The sequence below is a fragment of the Streptomyces sp. NPDC101393 genome, from assembly GCF_044767385.1.
Classification (GTDB): domain Bacteria; phylum Actinomycetota; class Actinomycetes; order Streptomycetales; family Streptomycetaceae; genus Streptomyces.
In genome coordinates, this window is the sequence record NZ_JBIWNU010000008.1 from 306,968 (window position 1) to 333,953 (window position 26,986).

The 26,986-nt window shown below is 72.7% G+C and carries 25 protein-coding genes; 11 read left to right on the forward strand and 14 right to left on the reverse strand.

Annotated elements, in window-relative coordinates:
* Nucleotides 1–16: 16 nt before the first annotated feature.
* Both ACIRQ7_RS26210 and ACIRQ7_RS26215 read right to left on the reverse strand, forming a co-directional pair.
* Nucleotides 17–361 (reverse strand): nuclear transport factor 2 family protein, encoded by a 345-nt coding sequence (locus ACIRQ7_RS26210; RefSeq protein ID WP_404265140.1) that lies wholly within the window; start codon nt 359–361, stop codon nt 17–19.
* Between the two features lie 154 nt (nt 362–515).
* Nucleotides 516–1,547 carry a methyltransferase gene (locus ACIRQ7_RS26215; protein ID WP_404265141.1) on the reverse strand — a complete coding sequence of 344 codons (1,032 nt, stop codon included), beginning with the start codon at nt 1,545–1,547 and terminating at the stop codon, nt 516–518.
* 155 nt (nt 1,548–1,702) lie between these two features.
* Between ACIRQ7_RS26215 and ACIRQ7_RS26220 the strand changes: the two genes are divergently transcribed.
* Both ACIRQ7_RS26220 and ACIRQ7_RS26225 read left to right on the forward strand, forming a co-directional pair.
* Nucleotides 1,703–2,953, forward strand: a complete 1,251-nt coding sequence (locus tag ACIRQ7_RS26220; protein WP_404265142.1) for an amidohydrolase — start codon at nt 1,703–1,705, stop codon at nt 2,951–2,953.
* Between the two features lie 106 nt (nt 2,954–3,059).
* Nucleotides 3,060–4,169 (forward strand): MerR family transcriptional regulator, encoded by a 1,110-nt coding sequence (locus ACIRQ7_RS26225; protein WP_404265143.1) that lies wholly within the window; start codon nt 3,060–3,062, stop codon nt 4,167–4,169.
* Nucleotides 4,170–4,242: 73 nt separating this feature from the next.
* Here ACIRQ7_RS26225 and ACIRQ7_RS26230 read toward each other — a convergent pair whose 3' ends face one another.
* Genes ACIRQ7_RS26230 through ACIRQ7_RS26240 form a run of 3 tightly spaced genes read right to left on the reverse strand, consistent with a single transcriptional unit; the run spans nt 4,243 to nt 7,110 of the window.
* Nucleotides 4,243–5,457, reverse strand: coding sequence for an FAD-dependent oxidoreductase (locus ACIRQ7_RS26230; protein WP_404265144.1), 1,215 nt, complete (start codon nt 5,455–5,457; stop codon nt 4,243–4,245).
* A 43-nt stretch (nt 5,458–5,500) separates the two neighbouring features.
* Nucleotides 5,501–6,325, reverse strand: a complete 825-nt coding sequence (locus tag ACIRQ7_RS26235) for a sulfite exporter TauE/SafE family protein (protein ID WP_404265145.1) — start codon at nt 6,323–6,325, stop codon at nt 5,501–5,503.
* Entirely contained in the window at nt 6,310–7,110 is an 801-nt protein-coding gene (locus ACIRQ7_RS26240; protein WP_404265146.1) for a GntR family transcriptional regulator, read from the reverse strand. The genes ACIRQ7_RS26235 and ACIRQ7_RS26240 overlap by 16 nt, the downstream gene beginning before the upstream one ends.
* A 174-nt stretch (nt 7,111–7,284) precedes the next feature.
* On the opposite strand from ACIRQ7_RS26240, the gene ACIRQ7_RS26245 reads away from it, so the two are divergent.
* Entirely contained in the window at nt 7,285–8,664 is a 1,380-nt protein-coding gene (locus ACIRQ7_RS26245) for a rhodanese-like domain-containing protein (RefSeq protein WP_404265147.1), read from the forward strand.
* Between the two features lie 39 nt (nt 8,665–8,703).
* Here ACIRQ7_RS26245 and ACIRQ7_RS26250 read toward each other — a convergent pair whose 3' ends face one another.
* Complete coding sequence (locus ACIRQ7_RS26250) at nt 8,704–10,167, reverse strand: MFS transporter (protein WP_404265148.1); 1,464 nt, start codon at nt 10,165–10,167, stop codon at nt 8,704–8,706.
* Nucleotides 10,168–10,429: 262 nt separating this feature from the next.
* Between ACIRQ7_RS26250 and ACIRQ7_RS26255 the strand changes: the two genes are divergently transcribed.
* Nucleotides 10,430–10,954 (forward strand): AMP-binding protein, encoded by a 525-nt coding sequence (locus tag ACIRQ7_RS26255; RefSeq protein ID WP_401472679.1) that lies wholly within the window; start codon nt 10,430–10,432, stop codon nt 10,952–10,954.
* Between the two features lie 526 nt (nt 10,955–11,480).
* Here ACIRQ7_RS26255 and ACIRQ7_RS26260 read toward each other — a convergent pair.
* Nucleotides 11,481–11,807: a hypothetical protein gene (locus ACIRQ7_RS26260; RefSeq protein ID WP_404265149.1), complete on the reverse strand. Its 327-nt coding sequence runs from the start codon at nt 11,805–11,807 to the stop codon at nt 11,481–11,483.
* A 326-nt stretch (nt 11,808–12,133) separates the two neighbouring features.
* On the opposite strand from ACIRQ7_RS26260, the gene ACIRQ7_RS26265 reads away from it, so the two are divergent.
* Nucleotides 12,134–12,796, forward strand: a complete 663-nt coding sequence (locus ACIRQ7_RS26265) for a hypothetical protein (protein ID WP_404265150.1) — start codon at nt 12,134–12,136, stop codon at nt 12,794–12,796.
* 39 nt (nt 12,797–12,835) lie between these two features.
* On the opposite strand, the gene mscL is transcribed toward ACIRQ7_RS26265, so the two are convergent.
* The 6 genes from mscL to ACIRQ7_RS26295 form a co-directional block, all read right to left on the reverse strand.
* Nucleotides 12,836–13,342: a large conductance mechanosensitive channel protein MscL gene (gene mscL / locus ACIRQ7_RS26270; protein ID WP_404265151.1), complete on the reverse strand. Its 507-nt coding sequence runs from the start codon at nt 13,340–13,342 to the stop codon at nt 12,836–12,838.
* A gap of 408 nt (nt 13,343–13,750) precedes the next feature.
* A complete protein-coding gene (locus ACIRQ7_RS26275; protein WP_404265152.1) occupies nt 13,751–14,005 on the reverse strand; it encodes a twin-arginine translocation signal domain-containing protein in 255 nt (84 codons plus the stop codon).
* Between the two features lie 303 nt (nt 14,006–14,308).
* Complete coding sequence (locus tag ACIRQ7_RS26280) at nt 14,309–15,142, reverse strand: S-methyl-5'-thioadenosine phosphorylase (protein ID WP_404265153.1); 834 nt, start codon at nt 15,140–15,142, stop codon at nt 14,309–14,311.
* A 110-nt stretch (nt 15,143–15,252) separates the two neighbouring features.
* A complete protein-coding gene (locus tag ACIRQ7_RS26285; RefSeq protein ID WP_404265154.1) occupies nt 15,253–15,621 on the reverse strand; it encodes an FmdB family zinc ribbon protein in 369 nt (122 codons plus the stop codon).
* Nucleotides 15,622–15,689: 68 nt separating this feature from the next.
* Entirely contained in the window at nt 15,690–17,096 is a 1,407-nt protein-coding gene (locus ACIRQ7_RS26290; protein WP_404265155.1) for an MFS transporter, read from the reverse strand.
* Nucleotides 17,097–17,493: 397 nt separating this feature from the next.
* Entirely contained in the window at nt 17,494–19,077 is a 1,584-nt protein-coding gene (locus ACIRQ7_RS26295; RefSeq protein WP_404265295.1) for a potassium/proton antiporter, read from the reverse strand.
* 182 nt (nt 19,078–19,259) lie between these two features.
* Between ACIRQ7_RS26295 and ACIRQ7_RS26300 the strand changes: the two genes are divergently transcribed.
* The gene (locus ACIRQ7_RS26300) at nt 19,260–21,977 is read left to right on the forward strand and encodes a penicillin acylase family protein (protein ID WP_404265156.1); all 2,718 of its coding nucleotides are present in this window, start codon (nt 19,260–19,262) and stop codon (nt 21,975–21,977) included.
* A gap of 140 nt (nt 21,978–22,117) precedes the next feature.
* On the opposite strand, the gene ACIRQ7_RS26305 is transcribed toward ACIRQ7_RS26300, so the two are convergent.
* Nucleotides 22,118–22,762 carry a 5-formyltetrahydrofolate cyclo-ligase gene (locus ACIRQ7_RS26305; RefSeq protein WP_404265157.1) on the reverse strand — a complete coding sequence of 215 codons (645 nt, stop codon included), beginning with the start codon at nt 22,760–22,762 and terminating at the stop codon, nt 22,118–22,120.
* Nucleotides 22,763–22,873: 111 nt separating this feature from the next.
* On the opposite strand from ACIRQ7_RS26305, the gene galU reads away from it, so the two are divergent.
* The 5 genes from galU (at nt 22,874) to ACIRQ7_RS26330 (ending at nt 26,854) form a co-directional block, all read left to right on the forward strand.
* Entirely contained in the window at nt 22,874–23,776 is a 903-nt protein-coding gene (gene galU / locus ACIRQ7_RS26310; protein ID WP_401472706.1) for a UTP--glucose-1-phosphate uridylyltransferase GalU, read from the forward strand.
* A gap of 4 nt (nt 23,777–23,780) precedes the next feature.
* The gene (gene glp, locus ACIRQ7_RS26315; RefSeq protein WP_404265158.1) at nt 23,781–25,121 is read left to right on the forward strand and encodes a gephyrin-like molybdotransferase Glp; all 1,341 of its coding nucleotides are present in this window, start codon (nt 23,781–23,783) and stop codon (nt 25,119–25,121) included.
* A 103-nt stretch (nt 25,122–25,224) separates the two neighbouring features.
* Nucleotides 25,225–25,707, forward strand: a complete 483-nt coding sequence (moaC, locus tag ACIRQ7_RS26320) for a cyclic pyranopterin monophosphate synthase MoaC (RefSeq protein WP_404265159.1) — start codon at nt 25,225–25,227, stop codon at nt 25,705–25,707.
* A complete protein-coding gene (locus tag ACIRQ7_RS26325) occupies nt 25,704–26,225 on the forward strand; it encodes a molybdenum cofactor biosynthesis protein B (protein ID WP_404265160.1) in 522 nt (173 codons plus the stop codon). Before moaC ends, ACIRQ7_RS26325 begins: the two co-directional genes overlap by 4 nt.
* Before the next feature lie 14 nt (nt 26,226–26,239).
* Nucleotides 26,240–26,854: a GNAT family N-acetyltransferase gene (locus ACIRQ7_RS26330; protein WP_404265161.1), complete on the forward strand. Its 615-nt coding sequence runs from the start codon at nt 26,240–26,242 to the stop codon at nt 26,852–26,854.
* Nucleotides 26,855–26,986 lie beyond the last annotated feature (132 nt).

Genomic DNA, 26,986 nt, shown 5'->3' on the forward strand with positions numbered 1-26,986 from the left:
GGGAGCGGGCCGGGGGCTACCCCGTGATGCGCATGAGAGTGATGAGGTTCTTGTCCGTGGTGAAGGCGAAGGATGACGGGCCGTTGTAGCCGTTGCCGCCGACCTGGGTGCTGACCGTGGTGGTGGCGCCTTCGGTGCGGGCGCCCGTGACCTCCAGGGTGACCTGCTTGCCGATGAACTCGCCGTCGCTCCAGCCCCGGATCGCCTGGTGGCCGCGGAACTCCCGGCCCCAGTCGTTGACCGCGCCGTCGTCGGCGAAGGCGGCGAGGAAGCCGTCGGTGTCGCCGCCGTTCGCGCAGTACAGGGCGCGTTCGACGGGTGTCGGGAGGGCGGGGCCGGACGGGGCGGACGCGCTGGTCATAGCGGCTCCTTGCGCTGTTCCGGGTCCTCGGGCGGGGTGCGCGGGGTGGGACCAGTACAGCGTGGGGTGGGGGGAGCCGCCAGCGGTGGAGGGGGGCGGGGGGAGCCGGTCGGTGTGGTGGCGGGGGCGCACGGGCTTCCTGGGGCGGGTCCCGTTATTCGGCGACCGCCTCGACGATGGAGGGGAAGGCGGCGGTCGGCAGGACGCGGGTGAGGCGGAAGCCGCCGGCCGAGAGGAGGGTGGAGAAGTCCTCGGCGCTGCGCTCCTGGCCGTGGACGACGGCCATCATGGCGACGTCCAGGGTCTTGCCGAAGTGCGGGGCGTTGCCGGGGGGCAGCACGCAGTCGATGACCAGGAGGCGGGTGCCCTTGGCCATCGCGGTGTGGCAGGTGCGCAGGATGCTGCGGCAGGCGTCGTCCTCCCAGTCGTGCAGGACGTGCTTGAGGACGTAGACGTCGCCGCCCTGGGGGACCGAGCTGAAGAAGTCGCCCTCCTCGGTGCGCCAGCGGCCCTTGAGGTCGTCGCCGTCGAGGAGGTGGCGGGCCAGCGGCGGGGCCTGGTCGAAGAGGACGCCGGTCAGGTCCGGGTGGCGGCGGAGCACCGTGCGCAGCAGTCCGCCGCGGCCGCCGCCGACGTCCACGACGGTGCCGGCAGCGGGGAAGGGGTAGGCGGCGACGACGGCTTCGTCGACGGGGACGGAGAGGGCGGACGTGCCGTCGTCGAAGAGATCGCGTTTGGCCGGATCCGACAGCAGGTGCGCGTAGAACGGGGCGCCGACGAGGCGCTCGAAGGACGTGTCGCCGTGGCCTACGGACTCCGGCAGACAGACCGAGGTCCGCAGGAATAACTCGTCGGTCATCATCATGACGGCGGCGTGCAGGGAGTCGGGAGTGTCGGTGCGCAAGGGTCTCGCGGTGGGGGTCAGCTGGTAGGCGCCCGCGGCGTCCTCCCGGAAGATGCCGCGGGCGGCGAGGTAGCGCAGTACCCGGCGCAGATGTGGTGCGTGGGTGTCGGTGGCCACCGCCAGCTGCTCGGGGGTGCGCGGGCCCTCCGCGAGGTGGTCGGCGATGCGGTAGTGGGCCGCGGTGCGCAGTGCGGCGGAGAAGAGGTGGCCCATGGCCTGGTCCATCAGGTGGGCCGCGACGTCGTGGGGCTCGCCGGTCGGTTGGGTGGATGCAGTGGCCAACGTCAGCCTCCGGTCATCGGCTTGGACATGCTGATTCACGGTGACAGGAGTGGACCGTGGTGTCACGGGACGGCAGGTGGGCACCGGCCAAGTCCGGCCAGCGAGGAGGCGTCCGCCGCTGTGCCCGGAGCGGCCTCGCGTGATCGAATGTGTGGATGAGTGACAGTGATGCCTCCGGCCGTGCTTCCGTTCTGGCTCCGCTCGATGCGCGCATCGCGGACCTTGTGGCGCTCTATGAGGACCTGCACCGTCATCCCGAACTCGGCTTTCAGGAGACCCGTACGGCCGCCGAGGCCGCCCGCCGGCTGACGGGCTTCGGCTACGACGTCACCACCGGTATCGCGGGGACGGGTGTGGCGGGTGTGCTGCGCAACGGTGCCGGGCCGGTGGTGCTGCTGCGTGCCGACATGGACGCGCTGCCGGTCACCGAGAACACCGGCCTGGAGTACGCGTCCACCGTTGACGGGCGGATGCACGCCTGCGGCCACGACGTGCACGTGACCTGCCTGCTGGGCGCCGCCGATCTGCTGGCGGCGGGGCGGGAGCGCTGGTCGGGGACGGTGGTCGTGCTGTTCCAGCCGGCGGAGGAGATCGGCAGCGGCGCGCAGGCCATGCTGGACGACGGGCTCTACAGCAAGGGGCGGGTGCCCACCCCGGATGTGGTGCTGGCCCAGCACGTCGCGCCGTTCGGGGCCGGGCTGATCGCGTACTGCCCCGGTGCCTGCATGGCCGCCGCGGACAGCCTGGAGATCACCTTTCACGGCACCGGGGGCCACGGCTCCCGGCCGGAGACCACCGTCGATCCGATCCTGATGGCGGCGTCGTTCGTGCAGCGGGTGCAGTCGGTGGTCTCCCGGGAGGTCGCGCCGAAGGACCAGGCGGTGGTCAGTGTGGGGTCCTTCCACGCGGGGGACACGGCCAATGTCATCCCGGAGCGCGCGGTCGTACGGCTGAGCGTGCGGAGCTTCGACGAGACGGTACGGACGGCCGTGCTGGCGGGGATCGACCGCATCGCGCGGGCGGAGGCGGCCGCTTCGGGCGCGGACCGCGCGCCGGAGATCGAAGTGCTGGACTCCTTCCCGGTCACGGTCAACGACGCGTCGACGCTGCATGAGGTCAACGAGCAGTTCGTGGAACTCTTCGGCACGGAGCGGGTGTTCGCCTACGGGCCGGCGTCCGGGAGCGAGGACGCCGGGGTGCTGGCGACCGCTGCCGGAGCGCCCCTCTACTACTGGTGGCTGGGCGGCTGGGACCCGGAGGAGTTCCGTACGGCACTGGCCGCGGGGCGGCTGGCGCAGGACATCCCGTCGAACCACTCGCCGCGTTTCGCACCGGTCGCCCGGCCGACGCTGACCATGGGCGTGCAGGCACTGACGGTCGCCGCGCTGAACCGGCTGGGGGCGTAGTCCCGCGCGCGGTGCGGCCCTCCCTGCGGTGCTTGACCTTGTCCTTGGGGCAAGCTCCAGCATCGGGCGCACCGGGCGCCCCGCCCGGTACGAGGAGGGCGGACAAATGGACGCCGGGCTGCTGACCATCGGGGAGTTCGCGCGCGCCGCGCGGCTGTCGCCGAAGGCACTGCGTCTCTACGACGAACTCGGGCTGCTGACACCGGCCCGCGTCGACCCGTTCAACGGCTACCGGCGCTACGCACCGGCCCAGTTGGAGCGGGCCCGGCTCGTCGCCTGGCTGCGCCGGCTCGGGATGCCGCTGGCCCGCATCCGCGAGGTGGGCGAGCTGGACCCGGGAGCGGCGGCCGCAGCGGTCGCCGCGTACTGGGAGCAGGTCGAATCCGACACCGCGGCACGCCGGGACCTGGCCGCCTTCCTCGTCGATCAGTTGATCAGGAAGGACACGGTGATGACGAACAGTTCGTTGCTGATGCGCAGCGCCGCACTGAGCGACCGGGGGCTGGTCCGGCCCGTCAACCAGGACGCGGTGTACGCGGGGACGCGGCTGCTGGCCGTGGCCGACGGGCACGGCGCGGGCGGCGGTGCGGCCGCCACCGCCGCGATCGCGGAGCTGGCGGTCCTGGAGAGCCCGATGCCCGGCAGGCAGGCGGAACCGGCCGACGAGGCGTGGGGCGACCCGGTGGCCGCACTGGAGGAGGCGGGGCGCCGGGCCCACCGTGCGGCGGCCGCCGCGGGCGACGGCCCGGACGGGGGTACGGACGACGGCACCGGCAGCACGCTCACCGCGCTGCTGCGGTACGGCGCGGGGCTGGCGTTGCTGCACATCGGGGATTCGCGGGCGTATGTGCTGCGGGACTCGGGGCTGTTCCGGATCACCCAGGACCACAGCGTGGTCCAGTCGCTGATCGACGAGGGGCGGCTCACCCCGGAGGAGGTGCCGTCGCATCCGCAGCGTGCGCTGCTGCTGCGCACCCTCGGCGGCGGCCCGGAGTTCGCGCCCGATCTCCAACTGCTCCAGGCGCGGCCCGGTGAGCGGTACCTGCTGTGCACGGACGGGCTGTCCGGGGTGGTGGCGGCCGCGGCGATCCGGGAGGTGCTGACCGCGGCCGCCGGGCCCGAGGAGGCGGTGGCGCGGCTGGTGGCGCCGGCGCGCCGGGCCGGGGCACCGGACAACGTGAGTTGCGTGGTGGCGGACGTGCTCGCCGGGGAGTGACCGGGCGGTGGCAGGCCCCGGCGGACGGCTGCCGTCCGCCGGGGCCGGCCACCAGGGCCGGTCAACGGGAGCTTCAGGCCCGGCCCTTGAGCATTCCCTGGAAGTAGAGCTGCGGGAGGCCGTAGCGCTTGAGGAACCACATGTCGGTGCGCTCGCGGGTGGTGTCGATGAGCGGGATCGACGGGGTGGGCCGCAGGTCGTAGTCGAACTCGGCGAGCAGCATCTTGTGCCGGGCGGTGACCAGCGGGCAGGAGGTGTAGCCGTCGTAGCGGGCGGTGGCGGGCCGGCCGCGGAGTCCGGCGAGGAGGTTGGCGACCACGACCGGCGCCTGTTTGCGGATCGCCGCCCCCGTCTTGGACGTGGGGAGGCTGGCGACGTCGCCGAGCGCGAAGATCTGCGGGAAGTTGGGGTGTTGGAGGGTTTCGCGGTCGGCCCTGACGTACCCGTAGGGGGAGCCGGGGTCGGCCAGCGGGCCGCCGGCGAGCCACTCGGGGGCGCGCTGCGGCGGTACGGCGTGCAGCAGGTCGTAGGACACCGTCTCGTCCGTGCCGGTGGCGTGGTCGGTGATCACCGCCGTGCGCTTCGCGCCGTCGAGCGCGGTCATCTCCGACCGCAGGCGCACCTCGATGCCGTAGCGCCGGGCGGTCTCCTCCAGCGCCTGGGAGAACACCGGGACCTTGAACATCGCCGGTTCGGGGATCACCAGGATGATGCGGATCGCGTCCAGCACACCGCGCTTGCGCCAGTGGTCGGCCGCCAGATACGCGATCTTCTGCGGGGCGCCGCCGCACTTGACCGGCCCCGACGGCATCGTGAAGACGGCCGTGCCGCGCCGCATCCGGCGAATCAACTCCCAGGTGTGCGGGGCGAGATCGGGCCGGTAGTTGCTGGTCACGCCGTCGTGGCCGAGGGCCGCGGCCAGGCCGGGCACGCCGTCCCAGTCGAGCTGGAGCCCCGGCGCGAGGACCAGCCGCCCGTAGGAGAGCACCCGGCCGGACGCGGTGGTCACCGTACGGGCAGCCGGGTCGACGGCGGCGGCGCGCTCGCGCAGCCAGCGGACGCCGGGCGGCATCACGTCCGCCTCGGTACGCAGCGCGGCGCGCAGCGGGGCCTGCCCGCCGCCGACCAGCGTCCACAGCGGCTGGTACCAGTGCGTCTCGGACGGCTCCAGCAAGGTGATGTCGCGGACCCCGGCGCGGCGTAACCGGGCGGCGACCGTGATGCCGGCCGTACCGCCCCCGACGATGACGACATGGTGGTGGGGCGGGGTGAGGGCTGCGGGCGGCATGGGGACTCCTCCTGAGGGGACGGCGATCGGGATGGGTGCGGGGTCAGAGGCGCGGGATGGCGGCGGCCGCCATGGTGACGGCGAGGAGGGTGACCAGCGAGGCGAAGGCCGTGGTCAGGGTCTGCGGCGCCAGGCGGGTGGTGAGGCGGTTGCCGAGGTAGCTGCCGAGGGCGGCGCAGGCCGCGAAGCCGGTCAGCAGCGGCCAGTCCAGCGGGCCGGTACCGGCCCTGGTGGCGAGTGCCGTGGCGGAGTTGATGAGGATGACCAGCAGCGAGGTGCCGATGGCGACCGGCATCTCCAGGCCCAGCACCAGCGTCAGGGCCGGCACGACGACGAAGCCGCCGCCGACACCGAAGAAGCCGGTCAGCAGGCCGACGGCGGAGGCGGTCGCGGCGACGCGGAGGGGGCGGAGGGAACGGGTGGGCCGCTGCCCGCCGGCGGGGGCCTGCGGACGGGCCAGGTCCCCCAGAGGAAGGGGGTCGGCCTGCGCGCCGCGTTCGCGGGGGATCCGTATCAGCAGGGCCGCCGCCACCGTGAGCATCAGACCGGCGAACGCCGTCATCAGGACGGTCGGGCCGATGGTGGCGCTCCACCGGGAGCCGAGGAAGGTGCCGGCGGTGCCCAGCGTGCCGAAGGCCGCGCCGGCCGCCCAGCGGATCCGTCCGGCGCGGGCGTGGCAGGCCAGGCCGGTCACGGCGCCCACCGCGACCACCACCAGCGCGCCCGCGGTCGCCTCGTGGGGCGACTGCCCGAGCAGATAGACCAGCGCCGGGACGGCGAGAAGGGAACCGCCGCCGCCGAGTGCCCCCAGCAGCAGGCCGATCAGTAACCCGCACGGCAGGGCCGCCGCGGCTATGACGAGGGACACGACGCCCGCGGCGCGAGAGCGACGGCCCGGCTGTCGTCGGACCACTCGGCGACGAACGTGAACCGGTCGCCGCGCACCACCGTCTCGCGCCACTCCACCGGCCGCTCCCCGGCCCGCCCCAGCCGCTCGATGGCGAACGCGGGCTGCCGGTCCGCCAGCCCGAGCAGCCACGCCTGCCGGACGTCCGGCAGGAACGGCTGGATGCGCTCCCGGCCGCCGGTGACCTTCACCCCGCAGCGCCCGGACAGCTCGCCGTAGAGCGAGGTGTGCCCGAAGTCGGCGTCCAGCAGCGGCTCGGCGATCTCGGCGGGGAGATACGCGGTGTCGTGCGCGAGGGGTTCGCCGTCCGCCAGCCGCAGCCGCTCCAGCACCACCAGCGGAGCGTCCGGGATCAGGCCCAGGTGGGCCGCGATCGTCGCGTCGGCCGTCCGCTCCAGCCGCAGCACCTCGCTGCGCTGCTCCACGCCCTGGCCCTCCAACTCGCGGAACAGGCTGTAGAGCGAGCCGAGCGGCTGCTGTATGCGGCGGGTGTCCAGCCGGCTGGCCCGGCCGCGTTCGGCGATCACCAGGCCGTCGGCGCGCAGCTTGCGCAGCGCCTCGCGGACGGTGTGCCGGCTGACCTCGTACTCGCCGGTGAGCCGGTGCTCGGCGGGGAACTCCTCGGCGAAGGCCCCGGCTTCCATCCGGCGGCGCAGATCGGCGGAGAGCTGGGCCCACAGGGGCAGCGGCGAGCGGCGGTCCAGGGGACGCGGCCGGTGAGCGCCGTCCGGCGACTCGGTCGTCATGGTCGAAACCTCCGCGGGCGTACGGACATCGGGCAGGGCTGTCGACCGGCCCCGGGCTTGTCGCCGGCCAACCGGCTCCTTAATGTACGTACATCCGTGCATCCGCACAACGCACCCCGCCCGCGCGGACCGAGTGCCGCCGGACGGGGCCGCGCGCACCTCTGGAGGCCGACCGTGCACTTCGCGCAGTACTACCTGGACTGCCTTTCCCAGGCGTCGTATCTGATCGGCGACGAGACCACCGGACGCGCCGTCCTCATCGACCCGCGGCGCGACATCGACGAGTATCTGGGCGACGCGGAAGCGGCCGGACTGCGCATCGAACTCGTCATCGAGACGCACATTCACGCCGACTTCCTCTCCGGCCATCTCGAATTCGCCGACGCGACGGGCGCCACCATCGCCTTCGGCGAGGCCGCCGAAACCGGCTTCCCCATACGGCGGTTACGCGACGGCGAGCGCATCTGCCTGGGCGACGGGACGAGCGGCGTCACCCTCACCGTCCTCGCCACCCCCGGGCACACCCCGGAATCCGTCTGCCTGGTGGTCAGCGAACAGCCCGACGCCACCGAGCCGTTCGGCGTACTCACCGGCGACACCCTCTTCGTCGGTGACGTCGGCCGCCCGGACCTGCTCTCCGCCTCCGGGCACACCCCGCAGGACATGGCCTCCCGGCTGTACCGCTCCCTGCACACCAAACTGCTGACCCTCCCGGACGCGACCCGGGTCTTTCCCGCACACGGCGCCGGCTCCGCCTGCGGCCGCAACCTCTCCACCGAGACCAGCTCCACCATCGGTGACCAGCGACGCCTCAACTACGCCCTGCAGCCCATGCCGGAGGCCGACTTCGTCCGCCTGGTCACCGCCGGGCAGCCCGCCGCCCCCGGCTACTTCGCGCACGACGCCGCCCTCAACCGCGACGGCCACCCCCTCCTGGAAGCCGCGCCGCCGCCCGCGCTGACCCTCGACGAGGCGCTGTCGGCCCGCAGCCGGTACGGCGCGGCCCTCCTCGACTGCCGCCCCTTGGCCGCGTACACCACCGCCCATCTCACCGGCTCCCTGCACGCCGGACTGGACACCCGGTTCGCGGAGTACGCGGGCAGCGTGGTGCCCCCGGGCACGCCCATCGTGCTGATCGCCGACCCGGGCACCGAGTCCGAGGCCCGCCTCCGCCTCGCCCGCATCGGCTACGACCGGGTGCTCGGCCACCTCCACGACCCGCTCACCGCACTGGCCCGCGAGCCCGCACCGATCTCCCGCAGCCGCCGGCTGCGGATGCGCGACATCGCCTCTGCGGAAGGGCAGTTGGTCGACGTACGCAACCCGGCCGAATACGACGCGGGCGCCCTGGCCGGCGCCCGCAACATCCCCCTGGCCACCCTCCGCGACCGCATCGGGGAACTGGACCCGGAGCGCCCCGTGGTCCTCTACTGCCGCAGCGGCAACCGGTCGGTGATCGCGGCGGCCCTGCTGGAGGCCCGCGGGTTCGCCGACGTACGCGATGTCGCGGACGGGTACCGAGCGGCGGCGGAGGCGGCGGCCGGAGTCGGGTGAGGTGAGGGGGCGAGGGGAGGGGAAGGGCCGGTTCCGGGACTATTTCGGGGGAGCGGGCCGTCGGCGGGGCGGGCGCGGCCGGCGTAGCCCTCCTACGGCGACCGGCACGAGAGCCGCGCCCAGGCAGACCGCCGCGCCCAGGCACACCACCGCGGGCAGCAGCAACGACGGCGAGCGCCCGGCCCCCGCACCGGCCCCCGCACGGGCCCCTGCCCCGGCCTCCGTGAGGGTGAGACCGAGGCCCGCCGTGACGGTCAGCACGGACTTCGTCACCCCCGAAGCCTCACCCGTGAGTTCGGGGGATACGGCGGCCTGCGTGCCGGTGAGCGCCAGGGCGCCCGCCGTGCCCAGCGCCGCCGCGGCGCCCGTCGAGGCCGCGATCAGCGCGGGCGTGGACCCGGCGGACCCGGCGAACCACAGGCTGGCTGCCGCCGCACCCAGGCAGAGCGCCATCACCGGCACCGCCGACGTGGCGCGGACCCGGCCGGCGAGCGGACCGCCGGCGGCCAGTACGGCGGCCGGGGCGGCGAAGGCCACCCCGGCCGCGAGGGGCGACCGGCCCTGGGCCTGTTGGAGCGTCAGCGGGACGACGTACAGCAGCGCCACGGTCGCGGAGTTGGCGACCGCACCTGCGGCGGTCAGCGCCAGATAGAGGCGGTTGCGCAATAGGCCGGGGTGCACCAACGGGGCGCGCACCCGGGCCCGTACGGACACCGCGGCCCCCAGCACCGCGGCCCCCAGCGCCGCGCCCGCCGTCTGGCCCCAGGACGTGCCGCGCTCCAAGGAGAGGGCCAGGCAGGCCACGGCGCCCGTCGCGGCGGCCGCGCCGCCGACGTCGAGCGGGCGGCCGGCGGCCGGAGCACGCGACGCGGGTGCCCGGCGGGCGCACAGCGCGGCCGCCACGGCGAGCGGTACCGCCGTCCAGAAGACCGCGCGCCAGGAGCCCGTCCGGGCGAGCGCGCCACCGAGGAACGGCCCGCAGACGGTGGCCAGTCCGGCCAGGCCCAGTGCCCGGCCGGTCGGCCGGCCGGCGCGCCCCGCCGGGTAGGCGTGCGTCAGCAGGGCCAGTCCGGCGGGCATGATCAGCGCGCCGCCCGCGCCCTGCAGCACCCGGGCCGCCACCAGGAACGACAGGGCCGGGGCGAGCGCGCACAGCGCGGAGGCCAGCCCGAACAGCGCCAGGCCGAGGATCAGCATCCGGCGCCGGCCGTACAGGTCGCCCAGCCGTCCGGCGAGCGGCATCAGTGAGCCGGCGGCGAGGAGGTAGCCGCTGATGACCCACGGCACGGCGGTCGCCGGCCCGCCCAGGTCGTCGCGGATGACGGGCAGCGCGAGGTTCAGCGCGAAGGAGTCCAACTGGACGCAGAAGGCACCGGTGGCGACGGCCGCCAGTGCCCAACGGGCGTGCGGGTGCGGGTGCGCGTGCGGGGCGGCGCCGGGTGATGCCGCTTGGGGGCGTGCCGCTTCGGGGAATGCCGCTTCGGACGGTGCCGCTTCGGACATGGGTGTGCCCTTCTCCCTTCACATGGGTTCCTGAATGCCTGCCGGTGGGGGATTGGACGGGCCGGAGACGGGCAGAAAGGCCCATGGCCCACGAGAGCGGTACGGCCCACGAGAGCGGTACGGTCCGGGAGAGCGGAACGGCCCCGCAGGGGCGCAGCAGGCGGCGGGGACGGCGGCGGGAAGGCCGGGCGTCGGCCGCGTACATCGGACGTTCAGCGATCGTTGATCGGTGATCATCAGGCTGGACCGCATGTTGCGCCGTGTGAGCTCAGAGCATGCAGATGACGTCCGTGAGGGGCAAGGGTCGCCGCCGGAGTCGCGGATCGCCCTCACCTGGTCCGGGGAACCGGGGCGGAAGGAGGAGCTGACGCACGGCACGCTCCTCGATCAGGCCGAACGGGCCGCCGCGGCGCTGACCCGGCTGGGCGTGCGGGCCGGCGACCGGGTCGCGGTGCATCTGCCGCTGGTGCCCGAATCGGTGATCGCGACGCTCGCCTGCGGACGGATCGACGCGATGCGCAGCACCCTGCCGGTCTCGCTGACCGTACCCGAACTCGTCGCGCGAATACGGGAGTCGGAGGCACGGGTGCTGATCACCGCGGACGCGGCGTTCTGGGACGGGGCGATACGCCCGGTGAAGGCGCTGCTCGACCATGCGCTGGCGCGCGGAGCGGGCCCAGGGGGCGGACAGGACCGTACGGTCCTGGTGGTCAACCGGTGTGCGCGCCCGGTGTCCTGGACCCCGGGCCGGGACCGCTGGTGGCACGAGGCACTCGGCGAGCTGTGAGCCCCGCAGGCTCCGCAGGCCCGTCCAGCCCCGTACGACCGTCCAGCCCCGCAGATCTGTCTAGCCTCACAGGTCCATCTAATCCCACAGGTCCACCAAGCCCTGCTGACCCACGCGGAGTCCGCTGACCCACCCGACGCCGCCGCTCCACCCGGCCTCGCTGTCCCACGCGGAGTCCGCTGACCCACCCGACGCCGCCGCTCCACCCGGCCTTGCTGCTCCACGCGGGGTCCGCCGCTCCACCTGACGCCGGCGCTCCACTCGACGCCGCCGCTCCACCCCGGCCTTGCTGCTCCACGCGGGGTCCGCCGCTCCACCTGACGCCGGCGCTCCACTCGACGCCGCCGCTCCACCCGGCCTCGCTGCTCCACCCGGCCTCGCTGCCCTACCCGACGCCGCCGCTCCACCCGACCCCTCTTCGCCCTCCCGGCCCGCTGCATCCGGCCGACCGGCCGACCGGCCCACCGGCCCGCCCCGCCCCTCCCGCGCACCGCACTGCCGGCCCCGCCCGCCAGCGGTCCGGCCCTCACTCCCGCCGCCCCGCAGGCTGCAGGCGTTCCGCCGCGCCGGGCCACCGGGCCGCCACCAGTTCGGCGGTGAAGGGCTGCTCCGGCGCGGACAGCACCCGCCCGGCCGGGCCCGTCTCGATGACCGCCCCGCCATCCAGGACCGCGATACGGTCCGCCGGCGCCGCCGCCCTGTCCAAGTCGTGGGTGATCAGCAGCAGGCCCATCCCGGAGCGCTCCCGGATCAGCTCGCCGAGCAGGGGGACGATGCCGCGGCGGCTGACCGCGTTCAGGCCCTGTCTCCGGTCCCTGCCCTTGCCCCGCCCCGCCCCCACCTCCGCCCCCACCCCACCCCACCCCCGCCCTGCCGCGAGCCCGTCCCGGCCCCGAGCCTGTCCCTGGCCAGGGCCCTGGCCCCGGCCCGAGCCTGGCCCTGGTCCTGGCCCCGGGCCTGGCCCTGGCCCCGGCCCTGGTCTTTGCCCGGCCGTGCCCCACCCGGGCCTTGCCCCCGCACCCCGCTCCGGCTTCGCCACCGCCCCGGCCCCCGCCCCCGGGCCCCGCCCCGGGCCACCGCCCCGGCCTTTGCCTCCGGCCATGGCGAGGCAGCTGCCCAGGAGAGGCCGCCGCTGAAAGGGCCGCTCAGGGGCCGGCCCGTGCGCCGTACCCTGAAGGGGTGAGCACCGCCCCCGAACCCGCACCGGCATCCGAGCCCGAGAAGGCACCTGCGCCCGAGTCCGCGCCCGAGTTCGCGCCCGAGTTCGCGCCCGAGTTCGCGCCCGAGTTCGCGCCCGAGTTCGCGCCCGAGTTCGCGCCCGAGTCCGCGCCCGAGTCCGCGCCCGAGTTCGCGCCCGAGTCCGCGCCCGAGTCCGCGCCCGAGTTCGCGCCCGAGTCCGCGCCCGAGCCCGCGTCGACGCCCAAGCCCGCACAGGCTCCTGCTGCCGAGCAGGCAACAGCTCAGGCAGCGCAGGCAGCGCGGGCGGAGCAGCCCCCGCAGCCCGGCCCGGCCGAGCAGGCGGCCGACGCCGACGCCACCGAGAGCTTGTCGGCCCCTGAGCCCGACGAGGCCCAGGCAGGCAATGCCGCTCCCGGCGCACCCACGCCTACCGACCCCACGCCTATCGACCCCACGCTTACCGATCCCACGCCTACCGCCCCCGCGCCTCCCGCCCGTACGGCCGCTTCGCGGCGGGCCGCGTTGATCTTCGATGATCCGCTGAGCCGGCAGTCCTCCGACGACACCGACCGGGGCTGGGGCGAGCGGCCCACCCACTCCGCCGCCGACCGCGCGGCCGATCTCGCGCGCTTCCTCGACGAAAAGCCGCCCCACCACCTCTGAGCGAGGCGAGGGGGCGGCTGACAGCGGCCGGAGCGCCTGCTACTCCTGCGTCTTCTGCGTGATGACCGTGCCCACGCCGCCCACCGGGGCGGAGGAGGAGCCGTTGCGCTGCGAGACCAGGGCGTCGCGGATCTCGGCGAGCAGCTCGATCTCGGTCGGGTCGACCGGCGTCTCGTCGACGGGCTTCCGGGCGTCCTGGCGTGCCTTCCACTTGTTCATCGGAAGGATCATGAGGAAGTAGACGACCGCGGCGGTGATCACGAACGTCAGGGCCGAGCTGAGCACCGAGCCCCACAGGATGTAGATGCCGTCGGTGACATCGCCCGTCTTCGGGTCCACGGTGCAGCTGGCGCTGAGGCAGGACTTGTAGTTGTCCAGGTTCTGCGAGCCGAGCGCGCCAATGATCGGGTTGATTACGCCCTTGACCACGGCATTGACGATGTTCGTGAAGGCTGCACCGACGACGACAGCGACCGCGAGTTCGATGACGTTGCCGCGCATCAGGAATTCCTTGAATCCCTGAAGGACGCCCTTGTTCTCGCTCACCTGAAAGCCTCTTTCCACGCTCACAACGGACGGTGCTCCAACAATCAGCACCGAAATTTACGTCAGGGCAGGGCAGAGATGTCCAATCGCGCCACTCGAACCAGCTATCGGCTGGCGCGTCAGTGCGGATGGGCCGGGCGGTCGGCAGGACCGGACGGCCCCGGTGGGTCGGAACCACCGCACAGGGCGGGTGGATCATGCGGATCGGACGGACCGAACGGGTCGGGGGGATCGCTCGGGCCGTGCGGGCCGGAACGCTCGGAAGCGGGTCCGGTGCCGGTGCGGGGACCGGTGTGGCGGTGCCGGCGGTGCGGGCCTGGTGGCCCCTGACGCGTGCGGCGGATGCCCTGCCACTCGGAGAAGTTTTGCGTGTGATGAGTGGATAAGCCACTCGATCTTGGGGCATTGCTATCGCCCTCCGGAGACCGCGGGCGCCGGGCAGCCGGGCGTCCGGGCCGGCCCCGGCCCGCCCAGGGAAACCCCGGTGACCAGCGCTGCGGCGGTCATGGCCAGGCAGGCGGCCAGCAGCTGCCGTCGCGTCGTACGCCGCCGGAAGGGCTTTCCCCCTCCGGCCCGAACCGGCGCGAAGTGGGGCACTTCACACGAAGGTGGCGGTGGGAGGGGTGGGTGGGGCGGCGTGGGCGCGAGGGTGGGGTGAGGCATGGTGATCACCACCTGTGGCGAGGAGTTGGGACCCGGCGATCACCACCGTGCCCGAATCCGTCGCGGCCCGCTCCTGGCTGTGGACAACCCCGCGCTTGTGGACAACTCGGTCACCCGTCAGGGTCAGAGGGAAGCCGCCACGTAGCGAGAGGGCGGCCGGCCCGCCTCAGGCTGCCCCGCATCCCGCATCCCGCATCCCGCATCCCGCATCCTGCATCCCGGATCCCGGATCCCGCATCCCGGATCCCGCATCCCGCTTCCGTGGCCTGCTCCCGTGCCGGGCGCCCGTACCCGCCCGCTCCCTTACGGCAGTTCGATGCCCAGGTCCCAGCCGTCGTGTGCGCGTGGGCACAGGCAGCTGCGGGCGGCGTTGTCGGGGAGGGCGGCGACCGCGTCGAAGAGGACCTCGCGCAGCCGGCCGACGTTCTCGCCGAAGACCCGCAGGACCTCTTCGTGGGAGACGCCGTCGCCGGTCTCGGTGCCCGCGTCCAGGTCGGTGACCAGCGTCAACGAGGAGTAGCACAGGCCCAGTTCGCGGGCCAGTACGGCCTCGGGGTGGCCGGTCATGCCGACCACGGACCAGCCCTGTGCGGCGTGCCAGCGCGACTCCGCGCGGGTCGAGAAGCGGGGGCCCTCGATGACGACGAGGGTGCCGCCGTCCACTGCCTCCCAGCCGCGGCCGCGGGCCGCGGCCAGAGCGGCCTCGCGGCCGACGGGGCAGTACGGGTCGGCGAAGGTCAGGTGGACGACGTTGGGGATGCTGCCGTCGGCCAGCGGCTCGCCGTCGAAGTAGGTCTGGACGCGGGCCTTGGTGCGGTCGACCAGCTGGTCCGGTACGAGGAGCGTGCCGGGGCCGTATTCGGGGCGCAGCCCGCCCACGGCGCACGGGCCGAGGACCTGGCGTACGCCGACGGAGCGCAGCGCCCACAGGTTGGCGCGGTAGTTGATCCGGTGCGGCGGCAGGTGGTGCTCGCGGCCGTGCCGGGGCAGGAACGCGACCTGGCGGCCGGCGATTTCGCCCAGGAACAGTGAGTCGCTGGGGCGCCCGTAGGGGGTGTCCACCGTGATCTCGGTCACGTTGTCGAGGAAGGAGTAGAACCCCGAACCGCCGATAACACCAATCTCCGCGTCAGCCATGCCGGTCACACTATCGGGGCGCGGCGCGGCACATACGGCGGGTCGCCGATGCGGTGCGCAAACGCGGCGGACCCCGCCGTCGATGACGGCGGGGTCCGAAGAAGTGCGGGTCAGGCGGCCGAGCTGCTGCTCTTGGAGCCCGAGGTGCTGCCGGATGTCGACGAGGACGAAGACGAGGAGCTCGACGAGGAGCTCGACGACTTGCTGTCCGAGCCGCCGCTCGACGAGGAGGACGAGGAGCTCGACGAGTCGGAGCCGCTCGCCGGGGAGGCGGTCTTCGCGGGGGTGCTGCTGGACGACGAGCCGCGGCTGTCGTTGCGGTAGAACCCGGAGCCCTTGAAGACGATGCCGACCGCGGAGAACACCTTCTTGAGGCGTCCGTCGCAGCTGGGGCACACCGTGAGCGCGTCATCGGTGAACTTCTGCACCGCCTCGAGGCCCTCGCCGCATGCGGTGCACTGGTACTGGTAGGTCGGCACTTGACTTCCTCCTGGCACTCTCACTCGATGAGTGCTAACGACGCTCCATAGTGCAGTATTCCGGCCCGTCAGTCCACTGTGACCGGCGTACGGTGACCGACTCCACGCTCGGAGAGGCCCTCGTACCCTCCCCGTTCCGGGGAGCCGGCGCGCAGGTCAGCGGCCAGGCCGGCGGGCTCGGTGACAGCCTCGTCCCGGTCCTCGGCGGGCTCCGTGGCCTGGGCGGACCCGGTGCCGTCGCCCCCGGTGCCGACGATCCGGGTCGTCGAGCGCGGCAGCAGATGGGCGCGGAGCGCCAGCAGCACGGTCAGCGCCAGCGCGGTGCCGGCCAGCGGCACCAGGAATCCGGTGCTCGGCACGAACCGGTCGGCCAGCTGGCCGGCGGCGGTCGCCGCGGCGGCCTGGCCCAGCGCGACCGCGCCGGTCAGCCAGGTGAAGGCCTCGGTGCGGGCGGTGGCCGGCACCAGCGACTCGACAAGCGTGTAGCCGGTGATCAGGGCCGGGGCGATGCACAGGCCGACGACCAGGCCGACGGCGCCCAGCAGCGGTACGGCCGTCACCGCCCACAGCGGGGTGGTGGCCAGCGCCAGCAGCCCGTAGGCGACCAGCAGCCGGCGGCGCGGGCCGACCTTCCAGGCGATGGCGCCGCAGGCGACGCCCGCGAGCATGTTGCCGGCGGCGAAGACGCCGTAGAGCACGCCGTTGATGCCGGGCTGCCCGATGTCCTGGGTGAAGGCCGTCAGCGAGACCTGCATGCCGCCGAAGACGGCGCCGATGCCGAGGAACGCGACGATCAGGACGCGTACGCCGGGCACCGACAGCGCCGAGACGCGCGGCCCGTCGCCGGCCTGCGCCCGGTGGACGGGCGGCTGGCTGCGCCGCTGCGAGGCGAAGAGCAGACCGCCGGCCAGCGACAGCACCGCCTCGGCGATCAGGCCGGCGGCCGGGTGGATGCCGGTGCACAGCGCGGTGGCCAGTACGGGGCCGACCACGAAGGTGAATTCGTCGGTGACCGATTCGAAGGCGGCGGCCGTCGGCATCAGCGGGCTGCCGCCGAGCCGGGAGGCCCAGCGGGCCCGCACCATCGGGCCGACCTGCGGGGTCGAGGCGCCGGTGGGGACGGCCACCGCGATCAGCGCCCACAGCGGGGCGTGCGCGAGAGCCAGGGTGATCAGCGCCGCGACGCCGGCGACGTGGACGAGCACGCCGGGGAGCAGCACCGCGCGCTGGCCGAACCGGTCGGCGAGCTTGCCGCTCTGCGGGGCGAACAGCGCCATGGAGACGCCGGTCGCCGCGGAGACGGTGCCGGCGATGCCGTACGAGCCGGTGGTCGATTCGACGAGCAGCACGATGCCGATCGTCAGCATCGCGAACGGCTGCCGGGCCAGAAAGCCGGGCAGCAGGAATGTCCATGCACCGGGGGTGCGCAGCAGTTGTCCGTAACCGGGACGGGAATCCTTGACCGCGGATGCCACGGCCGGGCCTTTCTGCTGCCTGGTAGCGCGCCGCCGCGAGGTCGTCACGGGTAACGCGCCGAGAGCTGTCCTCTCGCGCATGACCGAGTGATACCGCGTGGTCCGCACCCGGGGAGGGCGGCTGCGTGTGGCAGGGGACCGCGGCCGCTGAGCGGTCGCGCCAGCTCTGCGTCAGGCAGAGGTGGTTCGTTGATTTTGCATCTTCATACTACAGGTCGCACCGCGTGAAGCCCTGGGATTAACCAGGGCTTCACGCGGATTTCCTTGGGATCCGTGGAGAGATGCAGCACATTCCCGAGCAGCCGCCCAGCGCGATCGGCGGTATCGGCGGTAACGGCGAGATCAGCGGGATCCGGTCGATAGCGTCGTTCAGGAAGCGTCGTTCAGGAAGCGTCGTTCAGGAAGAGGAGCCGTGCCGCTTGGGGCGGCGTTCCTTCGGGGCGCCGGGGCGGCGTGCCACGGCCCCGTGGCCCTCGGCCCCGCCGCCGGCTCCGCTGCCGGTCCCCAGCCAGCCGGCCAGCTTGCCGCCCTGGGAGATCGCCTGCAGCCGTTTCTCGGCCGCGTCCCGCACCGGGTCGGTGGCGACGACCAGCAGCTCGTCGCCGTGCCGCAGCACCGTCGTGGGCGCGGGCACGAAACTCGTGCCGTCGCGGACGACGAGGGTGACGGCGGCGCCGGCCGGCATCCGCAGTTCGCCGACCTCGACGCCGTGCATCCGGGACGCAGGGCCGATCGAGGTGGACAGCAGATGGCCGCGCAGCCGTTCCAGTGGTGCCGACTCGATGCCGAGGTCGGCGGCCTCCTCCTCGTCGCCGATGTGCAGCCGCTTGGCCAGCCAGGGCAGCGTCGGCCCCTGGATGAGGGTGTAGACGACGACGAGCACGAAGACGATGTTGAAGACGCGTTCGCTGCCGGGCACATCGGTCACCATCGGGATGGTGGCCAGCACAATCGGCACCGCACCGCGCAGGCCCGCCCACGACAGCAGGGTCTTCTCCCGCCAGGGCACCCGGAACGGCAGCAGGCTCACGAACACCGACGTCGGTCTGGCCACGATCGTCAGGATCAGGCCGATGACGAGCGCGGGCACGATGTCGTCGAGGAGGTTGTGCGGGGTGACCAGCAGGCCGAGCAGCACGAACATGCCGATCTGGCCGATCCAGCCGAGCCCTTCGGCGAAGCCGCGGGTGGCCGCGGAGTGCGGCAGTTTGGCGTTGCCGAGGAGTACGGCCGCCAGATAGACGGCGAGGAAGCCGGAGCCGTGCGCCAGCGCGCCCGCCGCGTACGCGGACACCGCGATGGCCATGACGGCGATCGGGTAGAGGCCGGAGGCGGGCAGTGCCACATGCCGCATGCCGTACGAGCCGAGCCAGCCGATGGCCAGTCCGATGGCGGCGCCGATCGCCAGCTCCAGCGCGATCTCGCCTATGAGGTGGTACCAGTGGTCGACCGGTCCCGCCGTGGAGAAGGCGACGACGAGGATGACCACCGGGGCGTCGTTGAAGCCCGATTCGGCCTCCAGAACACCCGTCAGGCGCGCGGGCAGCGGCACACTGCGCAGCACGGAGAAGACCGCCGCCGCATCCGTCGAGGAGACCACGGCGCCGATCAGCAGGGCCTGACGCCATTCGAGCCCGGCGAGATAGTGCGCTCCGGCCGCGGTGACCCCCACGCTCACCGCGACACCGAGCGTCGAGAGCACCGCCGCCCGTGGGAGGGCCGGTTTGATCTCTTTCCACTTGGTGCCGAGGCCGCCCTCGGCGAGGATCACGACCAGGGCGGTGTAGCCGAGGAGTTGGGTCAGTTCGGCGTTGTCGAAGACGACGCCGCCGAGGCCGTCCTGCCCTATGGCAATGCCTATCCCCAGATAGATGAGCAGGCTGGGGAGCCCGCTGCGGGAGGAGAGCCGTACCGCGGCCACCGCGATGAGCAGTACGAGCGAGCAGAGCAGCAGGAGTTCGTTGAGGTGGTCGACAGTCAGGAGCTGGTCCTTCCTCGCACAGTGCCGGGGGTGGGTGTTCCTTACCGTATCTAGTTACTGACCCTAACAATTTACCATTGCTTGAAAGTTGGATGTGCTGGCGGTGACTCCGCGTAGGGGTCGCCGAACCCGTGCGCCTATGGTTGCTCCAGCACTCCCACCCTGCCCCTCGAAGGACAGAGATGCCCGCCAACAAGTCCGGTCCCGCCCCGAAGAAGAAGAAGGGGCGGCGCGGCCGTCTCGTACTGATCACGGTCGTGCTCCTGCTCGTGGCGGGCATCGGATTCGGTGCGTTCTGGGGCGTCACCACCGTCCGCGCCTCGTACCCGGAGACCACCGGCTCGCTCAAGCTTCCGGGTCTCTCCAACCCCGTCGACGTGACCCGCGACGCCCACGGCATCCCGCAGATCTACGCCGACACCGACGAGGACCTCTTCCGCGCCCAGGGGTTCGTCCAGGCCCAGGACCGCTTCTGGGAGATGGACGTACGGCGGCACATGACGTCCGGCCGGCTCTCGGAGATGTTCGGCAAGGGCCAGGTCAAGACCGACTCGTTCCTGCGCACCCTCGGCTGGCACGACGTGGCGCAGAAGGAATACGACACCAAGCTCTCGCCGAGCACGAAGAAGTACCTCCAGGCCTACTCCGCGGGTGTCAACGCCTACCTCAAGGACCACGAGGGCTCGGCGCTCTCCCTGGAGTACGCGGCGCTGGACTTCGACAACGACTACAAGCCGCAGAAGTGGACGCCGGTCGACTCGGTGGCCTGGCTCAAGGCCATGGCCTGGGACCTGCGCGGCAACATGCAGGAAGAGATAGACCGCTCCCTGATGACCAGCCGCTTCGACCAGAAGCAGATCGACCAGCTGTACCCGGAGTACCCGTACCGGCGGAACAAGCCGATCGTCGACGGCGGCACGGTCGACCCGGCCACCAAGGAGTTCCGCCCCAAGGGCTCGGCCAACAGCACCCCGGCGGGCATCGGCAACGCCGCCACCGGCCTCCAGTCGCAGCTCTCCTCGCTGTCCAAGACCCTCGACGAGGTCCCGGCACTGCTCGGCCCCAACGGCAGCGGCATCGGCTCCAACTCCTGGGTCGTCTCCGGTGAGCACACCACCACCGGCAAACCGCTGCTCGCCAACGACCCGCACCTGGCGCCGCAGATGCCCTCGCTCTGGTACCAGATGGGCCTGCACTGCCGCACCACAAGCCCCAAGTGCAACTACGACGTCTCCGGTTTCACCTTCTCCGGAATGCCCGGCGTCGTCATCGGCCACAACCAGGACGTCTCCTGGGGCATGACCAACCTCGGCGCCGACGTCTCCGACCTCTACCTGGAGAAGATCAACGCCGACGGGTACCTCTACGACGGCCGTCGACGGCCCTTCGCCACCCGCAAGGAGACCATCAAGGTCGCCGGCGGGGAGAGCCAGGAGATCACCGTACGGTCCACGGACAACGGGCCGGTCGTCTCCGACCGCGACGACGAACTGTCCACCGTCGGCAAGGACGCACCCGTCCGCAACGCCGCCCCGGACCGCGGCGACGGCTACGCCGTCTCGCTGCGCTGGACCGCGCTCAACCCCGGCAAGTCCATGGACGCCGTCTTCGAACTCAACCGCGCCAAGGACTGGAACGGTTTCCGCAAGGCCGCCGCGCACTTCGAGGTGCCGTCCCAGAACCTGATCTACGCCGACACCAAGGGCAACATCGGCTACCAGGCTCCGGGCCGCATCCCCACCCGCGCCAAGGGCGTCAACGGCACCTACCCGGCGCCCGGCTGGGACCCGAAGTACAAGTGGACCGGCTACATCCCGCAAAAGGCCCTGCCGTACGAGTACAACCCCAAGCGCGGCTTCATCGTCACCGCCAACCAGGCCGTCATCGACGAGGACAAGTACCCCTACCTGCTCACCAAGGACTGGGGCTACGGCTCGCGCAGCCAGCGGATCAACGACCTCATCGAGTCGAAGATCAAGGACGGCGGCAAGGTCTCCACGGACGACATGCAGACCTTCCAGAAGGACAACAGCAGCGAGATCGCCCGGCTGCTGACGCCCTACCTGACGAAGATCGACATCAAGGATCCGTACGTCCGCCAGGCCCAGCAGCTGCTGGAGGGCTGGGACTTCACCCAGGAGCCCGACTCCGCGGCCGCCGCCTACTTCAACGCCGTCTGGCGCAACACCCTCAAGCTCGCCTTCGGCAACAAGATGCCCAAGGAACTGCGGGTCGACGGCCAGTGCCTCACCGTCCGCCCGGCCAGTGACACCGGCCCCGCCGACGACCTCGACAAGCTCGTCCGCGAATGCGGCGAGCGGGCCGCCGACTCGGCGCAGCCGGACGGCGGCGACCGCTGGTTCGAGGTCGTCCGCAAGATCCTCGACGACCCGCAGAACGCCTGGTGGAAGACCGAGGACCGGCCCCAGAACCCCGGCGACAAGAACCGCGACCAGCTGCTCGCGCACGCCATGAAGGACGCGCGTTACGAGCTGACCTCCAAGCTCGGCAAGAACATCGACAACTGGAGCTGGGGACGGCTGCACCAGATGTTCCTGAAGAACCAGACCCTGGGCACCGACGGACCCGGCTTCCTGCAGGGCCTGTTCAACCGCGGCCCGTGGAACCTCGGCGGCGGCGAGGCCGCGGTCGACGCCACCGGCTGGAACGCCGCCGGCGGCTACAAGGTCACCTGGGTCCCGTCGATGCGGATGGTCGTCAACCTCGCGGACCTCGACAAGTCCCGCTGGATCAACCTCACCGGCGCCTCCGGGCACGCCTACGACGCGCACTACTACGACCAGACCGACAAGTGGGCCAAGGGCGAACTGCTGCCCTGGGCGTTCAGCGAGGAAGCCGTCAAGAAGACCGGCAAGGACACGCTGACCCTGTCGCCGTAGGCGGTCGGGCACCTACCCAGTACGCCCGGGGGGGGGGGGGGGGGGGGGCGGCCCCCCCCCCCCCCCCCCGGGCGGGGGGGGGGCCCCCCCCCCCCCCCCCCCCCCCCCCACGGCCTAGTGGGCGGGTGCCCCGCCGGCCCTCAGCTGTCCGTCCGGCCCGGCCGCGCGAACCGGTGCACCCCCGACGGCGTGAGAGCCGCGTGCACCAGCCGGTCGTGCGGCTCGGCCGGGACCGTGGCCAGCACCTCGGTGTCGTAGAGCAGCACCACCAGCGCCGGATCCACCCCGGCCAGCTCCAACCGCGCCAGCACCCGGTCGTACGAGCCGCCGCCCCGCCCCAGCCGCAGCCCCCGGCGGTCCACCGCCAGGCCCGGCAGCAGCACCACATCGGCGGCCGTGACGGCCTCCGGCCCCACGGGCGCGGCGGCCGGCTCCCACAGCCCGCGCCCCGCCTTCACCAGCCGGTCGGGGCCCTCGTACGGCGCCCAGTCCAGATCATTGTCCGGCAGCAATACGGGCAGCAGCACCCGCACCCCGGCCGCCCGCAGCCCCTCCAGCAGCGGCCCGGTGGCCGGCTCGGCACCGATCGACACATACGCGGCGACGGTCAACTCGGCGACCGGAATGGGGCTTTCCTCCCCCTCGGGCGCGCCGCGCGCCGCACCGCCTCCGCCCGCCGCCCGCAACTCGTCCAGCTCCAGGGTCCGGCGCGCCAGCGCGGCCCCCGCCGCCGCGATGACATCCGGCGGCAACGCTCTCCTCACCTCCAGGAGATCCCGCCGCAACCTGCGCTTTCTATCGTGATCAACGCTCACTGTGCGCCCTTGCTCCCGCTCTCATGCTCTATTAACCCAAGCCTCATCATCGTTCCGATAGGGCCGGTTATGGTGTCGCGCATGACTCCATCGCACACGCGGATCAGCAAGGCTGTCATCCCGGCAGCCGGCCTCGGCACCCGGTTTCTCCCCGCCACCAAGGCCACCCCCAAGGAGATGCTCCCGGTGGTCGACAAGCCCGCCATCCAGTACGTGGTGGAGGAGGCGGCCGCCGCCGGACTCTCCGACGTCCTGATGGTGACCGGCCGCAACAAGCGCCCCCTCGAAGACCACTTCGACCGCAACTACGAGCTGGAAGAAGCCCTGCACCGCAAGGGCGACGAATCCCGGCTCGCCAAGGTCCAGGAATCCAGCGACCTGGCGACCATGCACTACGTACGGCAGGGCAACCCCAAGGGCCTGGGCCACGCCGTCCTCTGCGCCGCCCCGCACGTCGGTGACCAGCCCTTCGCCGTCCTCCTCGGTGACGACCTCATCGACCCGCGCGACCCCCTGCTCCAGCGCATGGTCGAGGTCCAGGAAGAGCACGGCGGCTCCGTCATCGCCCTGATGGAGGTCGACCCGGCGCAGATCCACCTCTACGGCTGCGCGGCCGCCGCCCCCACCGGCGAGGAGGACCTCGTCAAGGTCTCCGACCTCGTCGAGAAGCCCGACCCGACCGAAGCCCCCAGCAACCTCGCCATCATCGGCCGCTACGTCCTCGACCCCGCCGTCTTCGAGGTGCTGCGCAAGACCGACCCCGGCCGCGGCGGCGAGATCCAGCTGACCGACGCCCTGCAGTCGCTGGCCGCCGACCCGGCGCTGGGCGGCCCCGTGCACGGTGTCATCTTCAAGGGGCGCCGCTATGACACCGGTGACCGTGGCGACTACCTCCGTGCCATTGTCAGACTGGCATGCGAACGTGAGGACCTGGGCCCGGACTTCCGGTCCTGGCTGCGCAGTTACGTCACCGAGGAGATGTAAGACGTTGAACGGCACCACCGGCCAGACCAGCTACCAGGACCGCGTCTGGTCGGTGGCCGAGCACCTCGACGACGTCCTGGCGAAGATCCGCCCCCTGGAGCCGATCGAGCTGCAACTCCTCGACGCCCAGGGCTGCGTCCTCGTCGAGGACATCACCGTCCCCGTCTCCCTGCCGCCCTTCGACAACAGCTCCATGGACGGCTACGCCGTCCGCGTCGCCGATGTCGCGGGCGCCACCGAGGAGTTCCCCGCCGCCCTCACCGTCATCGGCGACGTCGCGGCGGGCAGCGGTGAGCTGCCGTCCGTCGGCCCCGGTGAGGCCGCCCGCATCATGACCGGCGCCCCCGTGCCGCCCGGCGCCGAGGCCGTCGTCCCCGTCGAGTGGACCGACGGCGGCACCGGCGAGGGCCCGGCCGCCGGGATGCGCGCCCACAGCTCCGCCCCCCAGGACGCCGCCGGCGAGGTCCGCGTGCACCGCCCGGTCGCCGAGCGCGCCCACATCCGCGCCCGCGGCAGCGACGTCAGCGCGGGAGAGCCCGCGCTGCGCGCCGGCACCGTGCTCGGCCCCTCCCAGATCGGCCTGCTCGCCGCCATCGGCCGCGGCACGGTCCGGGTCCGTCCGCGCCCCCGCGTCGTCGTGATGTCCACCGGCAGCGAACTCATCCAGCCCGGCGAGGCGTTGGGCCCCGGCCAGATCCACGACTCCAACAGCTTCCAGCTGACCGCCGCCGCCCGCGACGCCGGCGCCATCGCCTACCGCGTCGGCGCCGTCGCCGACGACCCCGAAACGCTGCGCTCCACCCTGGAGGACCAGCTCATCCGGGCCGACATCCTCGTCACCAGCGGCGGCGTCAGCGTCGGCGCGTACGACGTCGTCAAAGAGACCCTCACCGCACTCTCCGCGGACCCGGACGGCGGCCGGACCTCCGTCACCGGCCAGGTCGAATTCCGCAAGCTCGCCATGCAGCCCGGCAAGCCCCAGGGCTTCGGACTCATCGGCCCCGACCGCACCCCGATCCTGGCGCTCCCCGGCAATCCGGTCAGCTCCTACGTCTCCTTCGAGATCTTCGTACGCCCCGCCATCCGCACCCTGATGGGACTGGCCGAGGTCCACCGCGCCACCACCGCCGCCGAATGCACCGACGCCATCGCCTCCTCGCCCCGCGGCAAGCGGCAGTTCCTGCGCGGCTCCTACGACGCGGACACCGGCAGGGTCACCCCCGTCGGCGGCACCGGCTCGCACCTCATCAAGGCACTCGCGCACGCCAACGCCCTGATCATCGTCCCGGAGGACACCACCGAGGTCGCCGCAGGCACCACCGTCGACGTCGTGCTCCTCGGCTAGCCGGACCGGCGCCGGCCGGGGCGAGGCGTCTCCTGCCCATGTGACGCCCGCCCGCTGCGGGTACGGTGTCGTCGCACAGGCGGCAGTCCGGACCGGGAGAACGATGAGCAGCGGCCAGCAACACCTCACCCATCTCGACGCGGCGGGCGCGGCACGGATGGTCGACGTCTCCGCGAAGGACGTCACCGCCCGCACAGCTGCCGCCCGCGGCCGCGTCCTCGTATCGCCGCAGGTCATCGAGCTGCTGCGGGGCGAGGGCGTGCCGAAGGGCGACGCCCTGGCCACCGCCCGGATCGCCGGCATCATGGGCGCCAAGCGCACCCCGGACCTGATCCCGCTCTGCCACCCCCTCGCGGTCTCCGGCGTGACGGTCGACCTCACGGTCACCGACGACGCCGTCGAGATCGCCGCGACGGTCAGGACCACCGACCGCACCGGCGTCGAGATGGAGGCGCTGACCGCGGTCTCCGTCGCCGCCCTCACCGTCGTCGACATGGTCAAGGCCGTCGACAAGGCCGCGGTCATCTCCGACATCCGCGTCGAGACGAAGACCGGCGGCAAGTCCGGCGACTGGACACGGACATGACCACCCCGGCGCCCCCGGCCGCTCCCCGGGCCCTGGTCGTCACGGCCTCCAACCGCGCCGCCGCCGGTGTCTACGCCGACAAGGGCGGGCCGCTGCTCGCCGAAGGCCTCGCCGCCATGGGCTTCGAGGTCGACGGCCCGCAGGTCGTCCCGGACGGCGACCCGCTGGCCGCCGCCCTGCGCGCCGCCGTCGCCACCGCCCGCTACGACGTCATCCTGACCACCGGCGGCACGGGCCTGTCACCCACCGACCGCACCCCGGAAGCCACCCGCGCCGTCCTCGACCACGAGGTCCCGGGCATCCCCGAGGCGATCCGCGCCGCCGGCCGCGCCAAGGTCCCCACCGCGGCACTGTCCCGGGGACTGGCCGGAGTCGCCGGCCGCACGTTGATCGTCAACCTCCCCGGCTCCACCGGCGGAGTCCGCGACGGCCTCACGGTCCTCGCCGACCTCCTCCCGCACGCCGTCGACCAGATGCGCGGCGGCGACCACCCCAGACCGTCCGGGAGCCCGAGCTGAACGCGACCTGGCCGGTGGTCCTGAGGGACGGAGACATCTGCCTCCGCCCGATAAAGCTGCGCGACCAACGGCCCTGGCGCGAGGTCAACCGCCGCAACCGCGACTGGCTGCGCCCCTGGGAAGCGACCATCCCGCCGCCCCCGCCCGGCATTCCCCCGCCGCACCGCCCCACCTACCGCCAGATGGTCCGCCATCTGCGCGCCGAGGCACACGCCGGCCGCATGCTGCCGTTCGTGGTCGAATACCGCGGCCAACTCGTCGGCCAGTTGACGGTCGCCGGGATCACGTGGGGGTCCATGTGTTCGGGCCACATCGGCTACTGGGTCGACCGGGAAGTGGCCGGACGGGGTGTCATCCCGACCGCCGTCGCGCTCGCCGTCGATCACTGCTTCCGCTACGTCGGACTCCACCGCATCGAGATCTGTATTCGGCCGGAGAACGCTCCCAGCCGCCGCGTGGTGGAGAAACTCGGCTTTCGCGACGAGGGCATCAGGCCGCGCTATCTGCACATCGACGGTGCCTGGCGCGACCACGCGGTATTCGCGCTGACCGCGGAAGAGGCGCAGGAGGGGCTGCTCAACCGCTGGCGGCGGCAGAAGCCCAGCACGCCCGGCACACCCCACAAATAAAATATATGTTCGAAATAGACAGCCGATTGGCCGGATTCGTAGCCAGCTGATCTCAACAATCACAAAAAAAGTTCGAGATATCAGCCAGATCGTGCGACACACCGGCTCAATTGGCGGATGGCCCCACGCAAA

Coding starts and splice junctions, on each gene's coding strand:
- ACIRQ7_RS26210 (WP_404265140.1), bottom strand. CDS start 361: ATGACCAGCGCGTCCGCCCCGTCCGGCCCCGCCCTCCCGACACCCGTC.
- ACIRQ7_RS26220 (WP_404265142.1), top strand. CDS start 1,703: ATGAGTGACAGTGATGCCTCCGGCCGTGCTTCCGTTCTGGCTCCGCTC.
- ACIRQ7_RS26225 (WP_404265143.1), top strand. CDS start 3,060: ATGGACGCCGGGCTGCTGACCATCGGGGAGTTCGCGCGCGCCGCGCGG.
- ACIRQ7_RS26230 (WP_404265144.1), bottom strand. CDS start 5,457: ATGCCGCCCGCAGCCCTCACCCCGCCCCACCACCATGTCGTCATCGTC.
- ACIRQ7_RS26240 (WP_404265146.1), bottom strand. CDS start 7,110: ATGACGACCGAGTCGCCGGACGGCGCTCACCGGCCGCGTCCCCTGGAC.
- ACIRQ7_RS26250 (WP_404265148.1), bottom strand. CDS start 10,167: ATGTCCGAAGCGGCACCGTCCGAAGCGGCATTCCCCGAAGCGGCACGC.
- ACIRQ7_RS26275 (WP_404265152.1), bottom strand. CDS start 14,005: ATGCCTCACCCCACCCTCGCGCCCACGCCGCCCCACCCACCCCTCCCA.
- ACIRQ7_RS26280 (WP_404265153.1), bottom strand. CDS start 15,142: ATGGCTGACGCGGAGATTGGTGTTATCGGCGGTTCGGGGTTCTACTCC.
- ACIRQ7_RS26300 (WP_404265156.1), top strand. CDS start 19,260: ATGCCCGCCAACAAGTCCGGTCCCGCCCCGAAGAAGAAGAAGGGGCGG.
- galU (WP_401472706.1), top strand. CDS start 22,874: ATGACTCCATCGCACACGCGGATCAGCAAGGCTGTCATCCCGGCAGCC.
- moaC (WP_404265159.1), top strand. CDS start 25,225: ATGAGCAGCGGCCAGCAACACCTCACCCATCTCGACGCGGCGGGCGCG.
- ACIRQ7_RS26325 (WP_404265160.1), top strand. CDS start 25,704: ATGACCACCCCGGCGCCCCCGGCCGCTCCCCGGGCCCTGGTCGTCACG.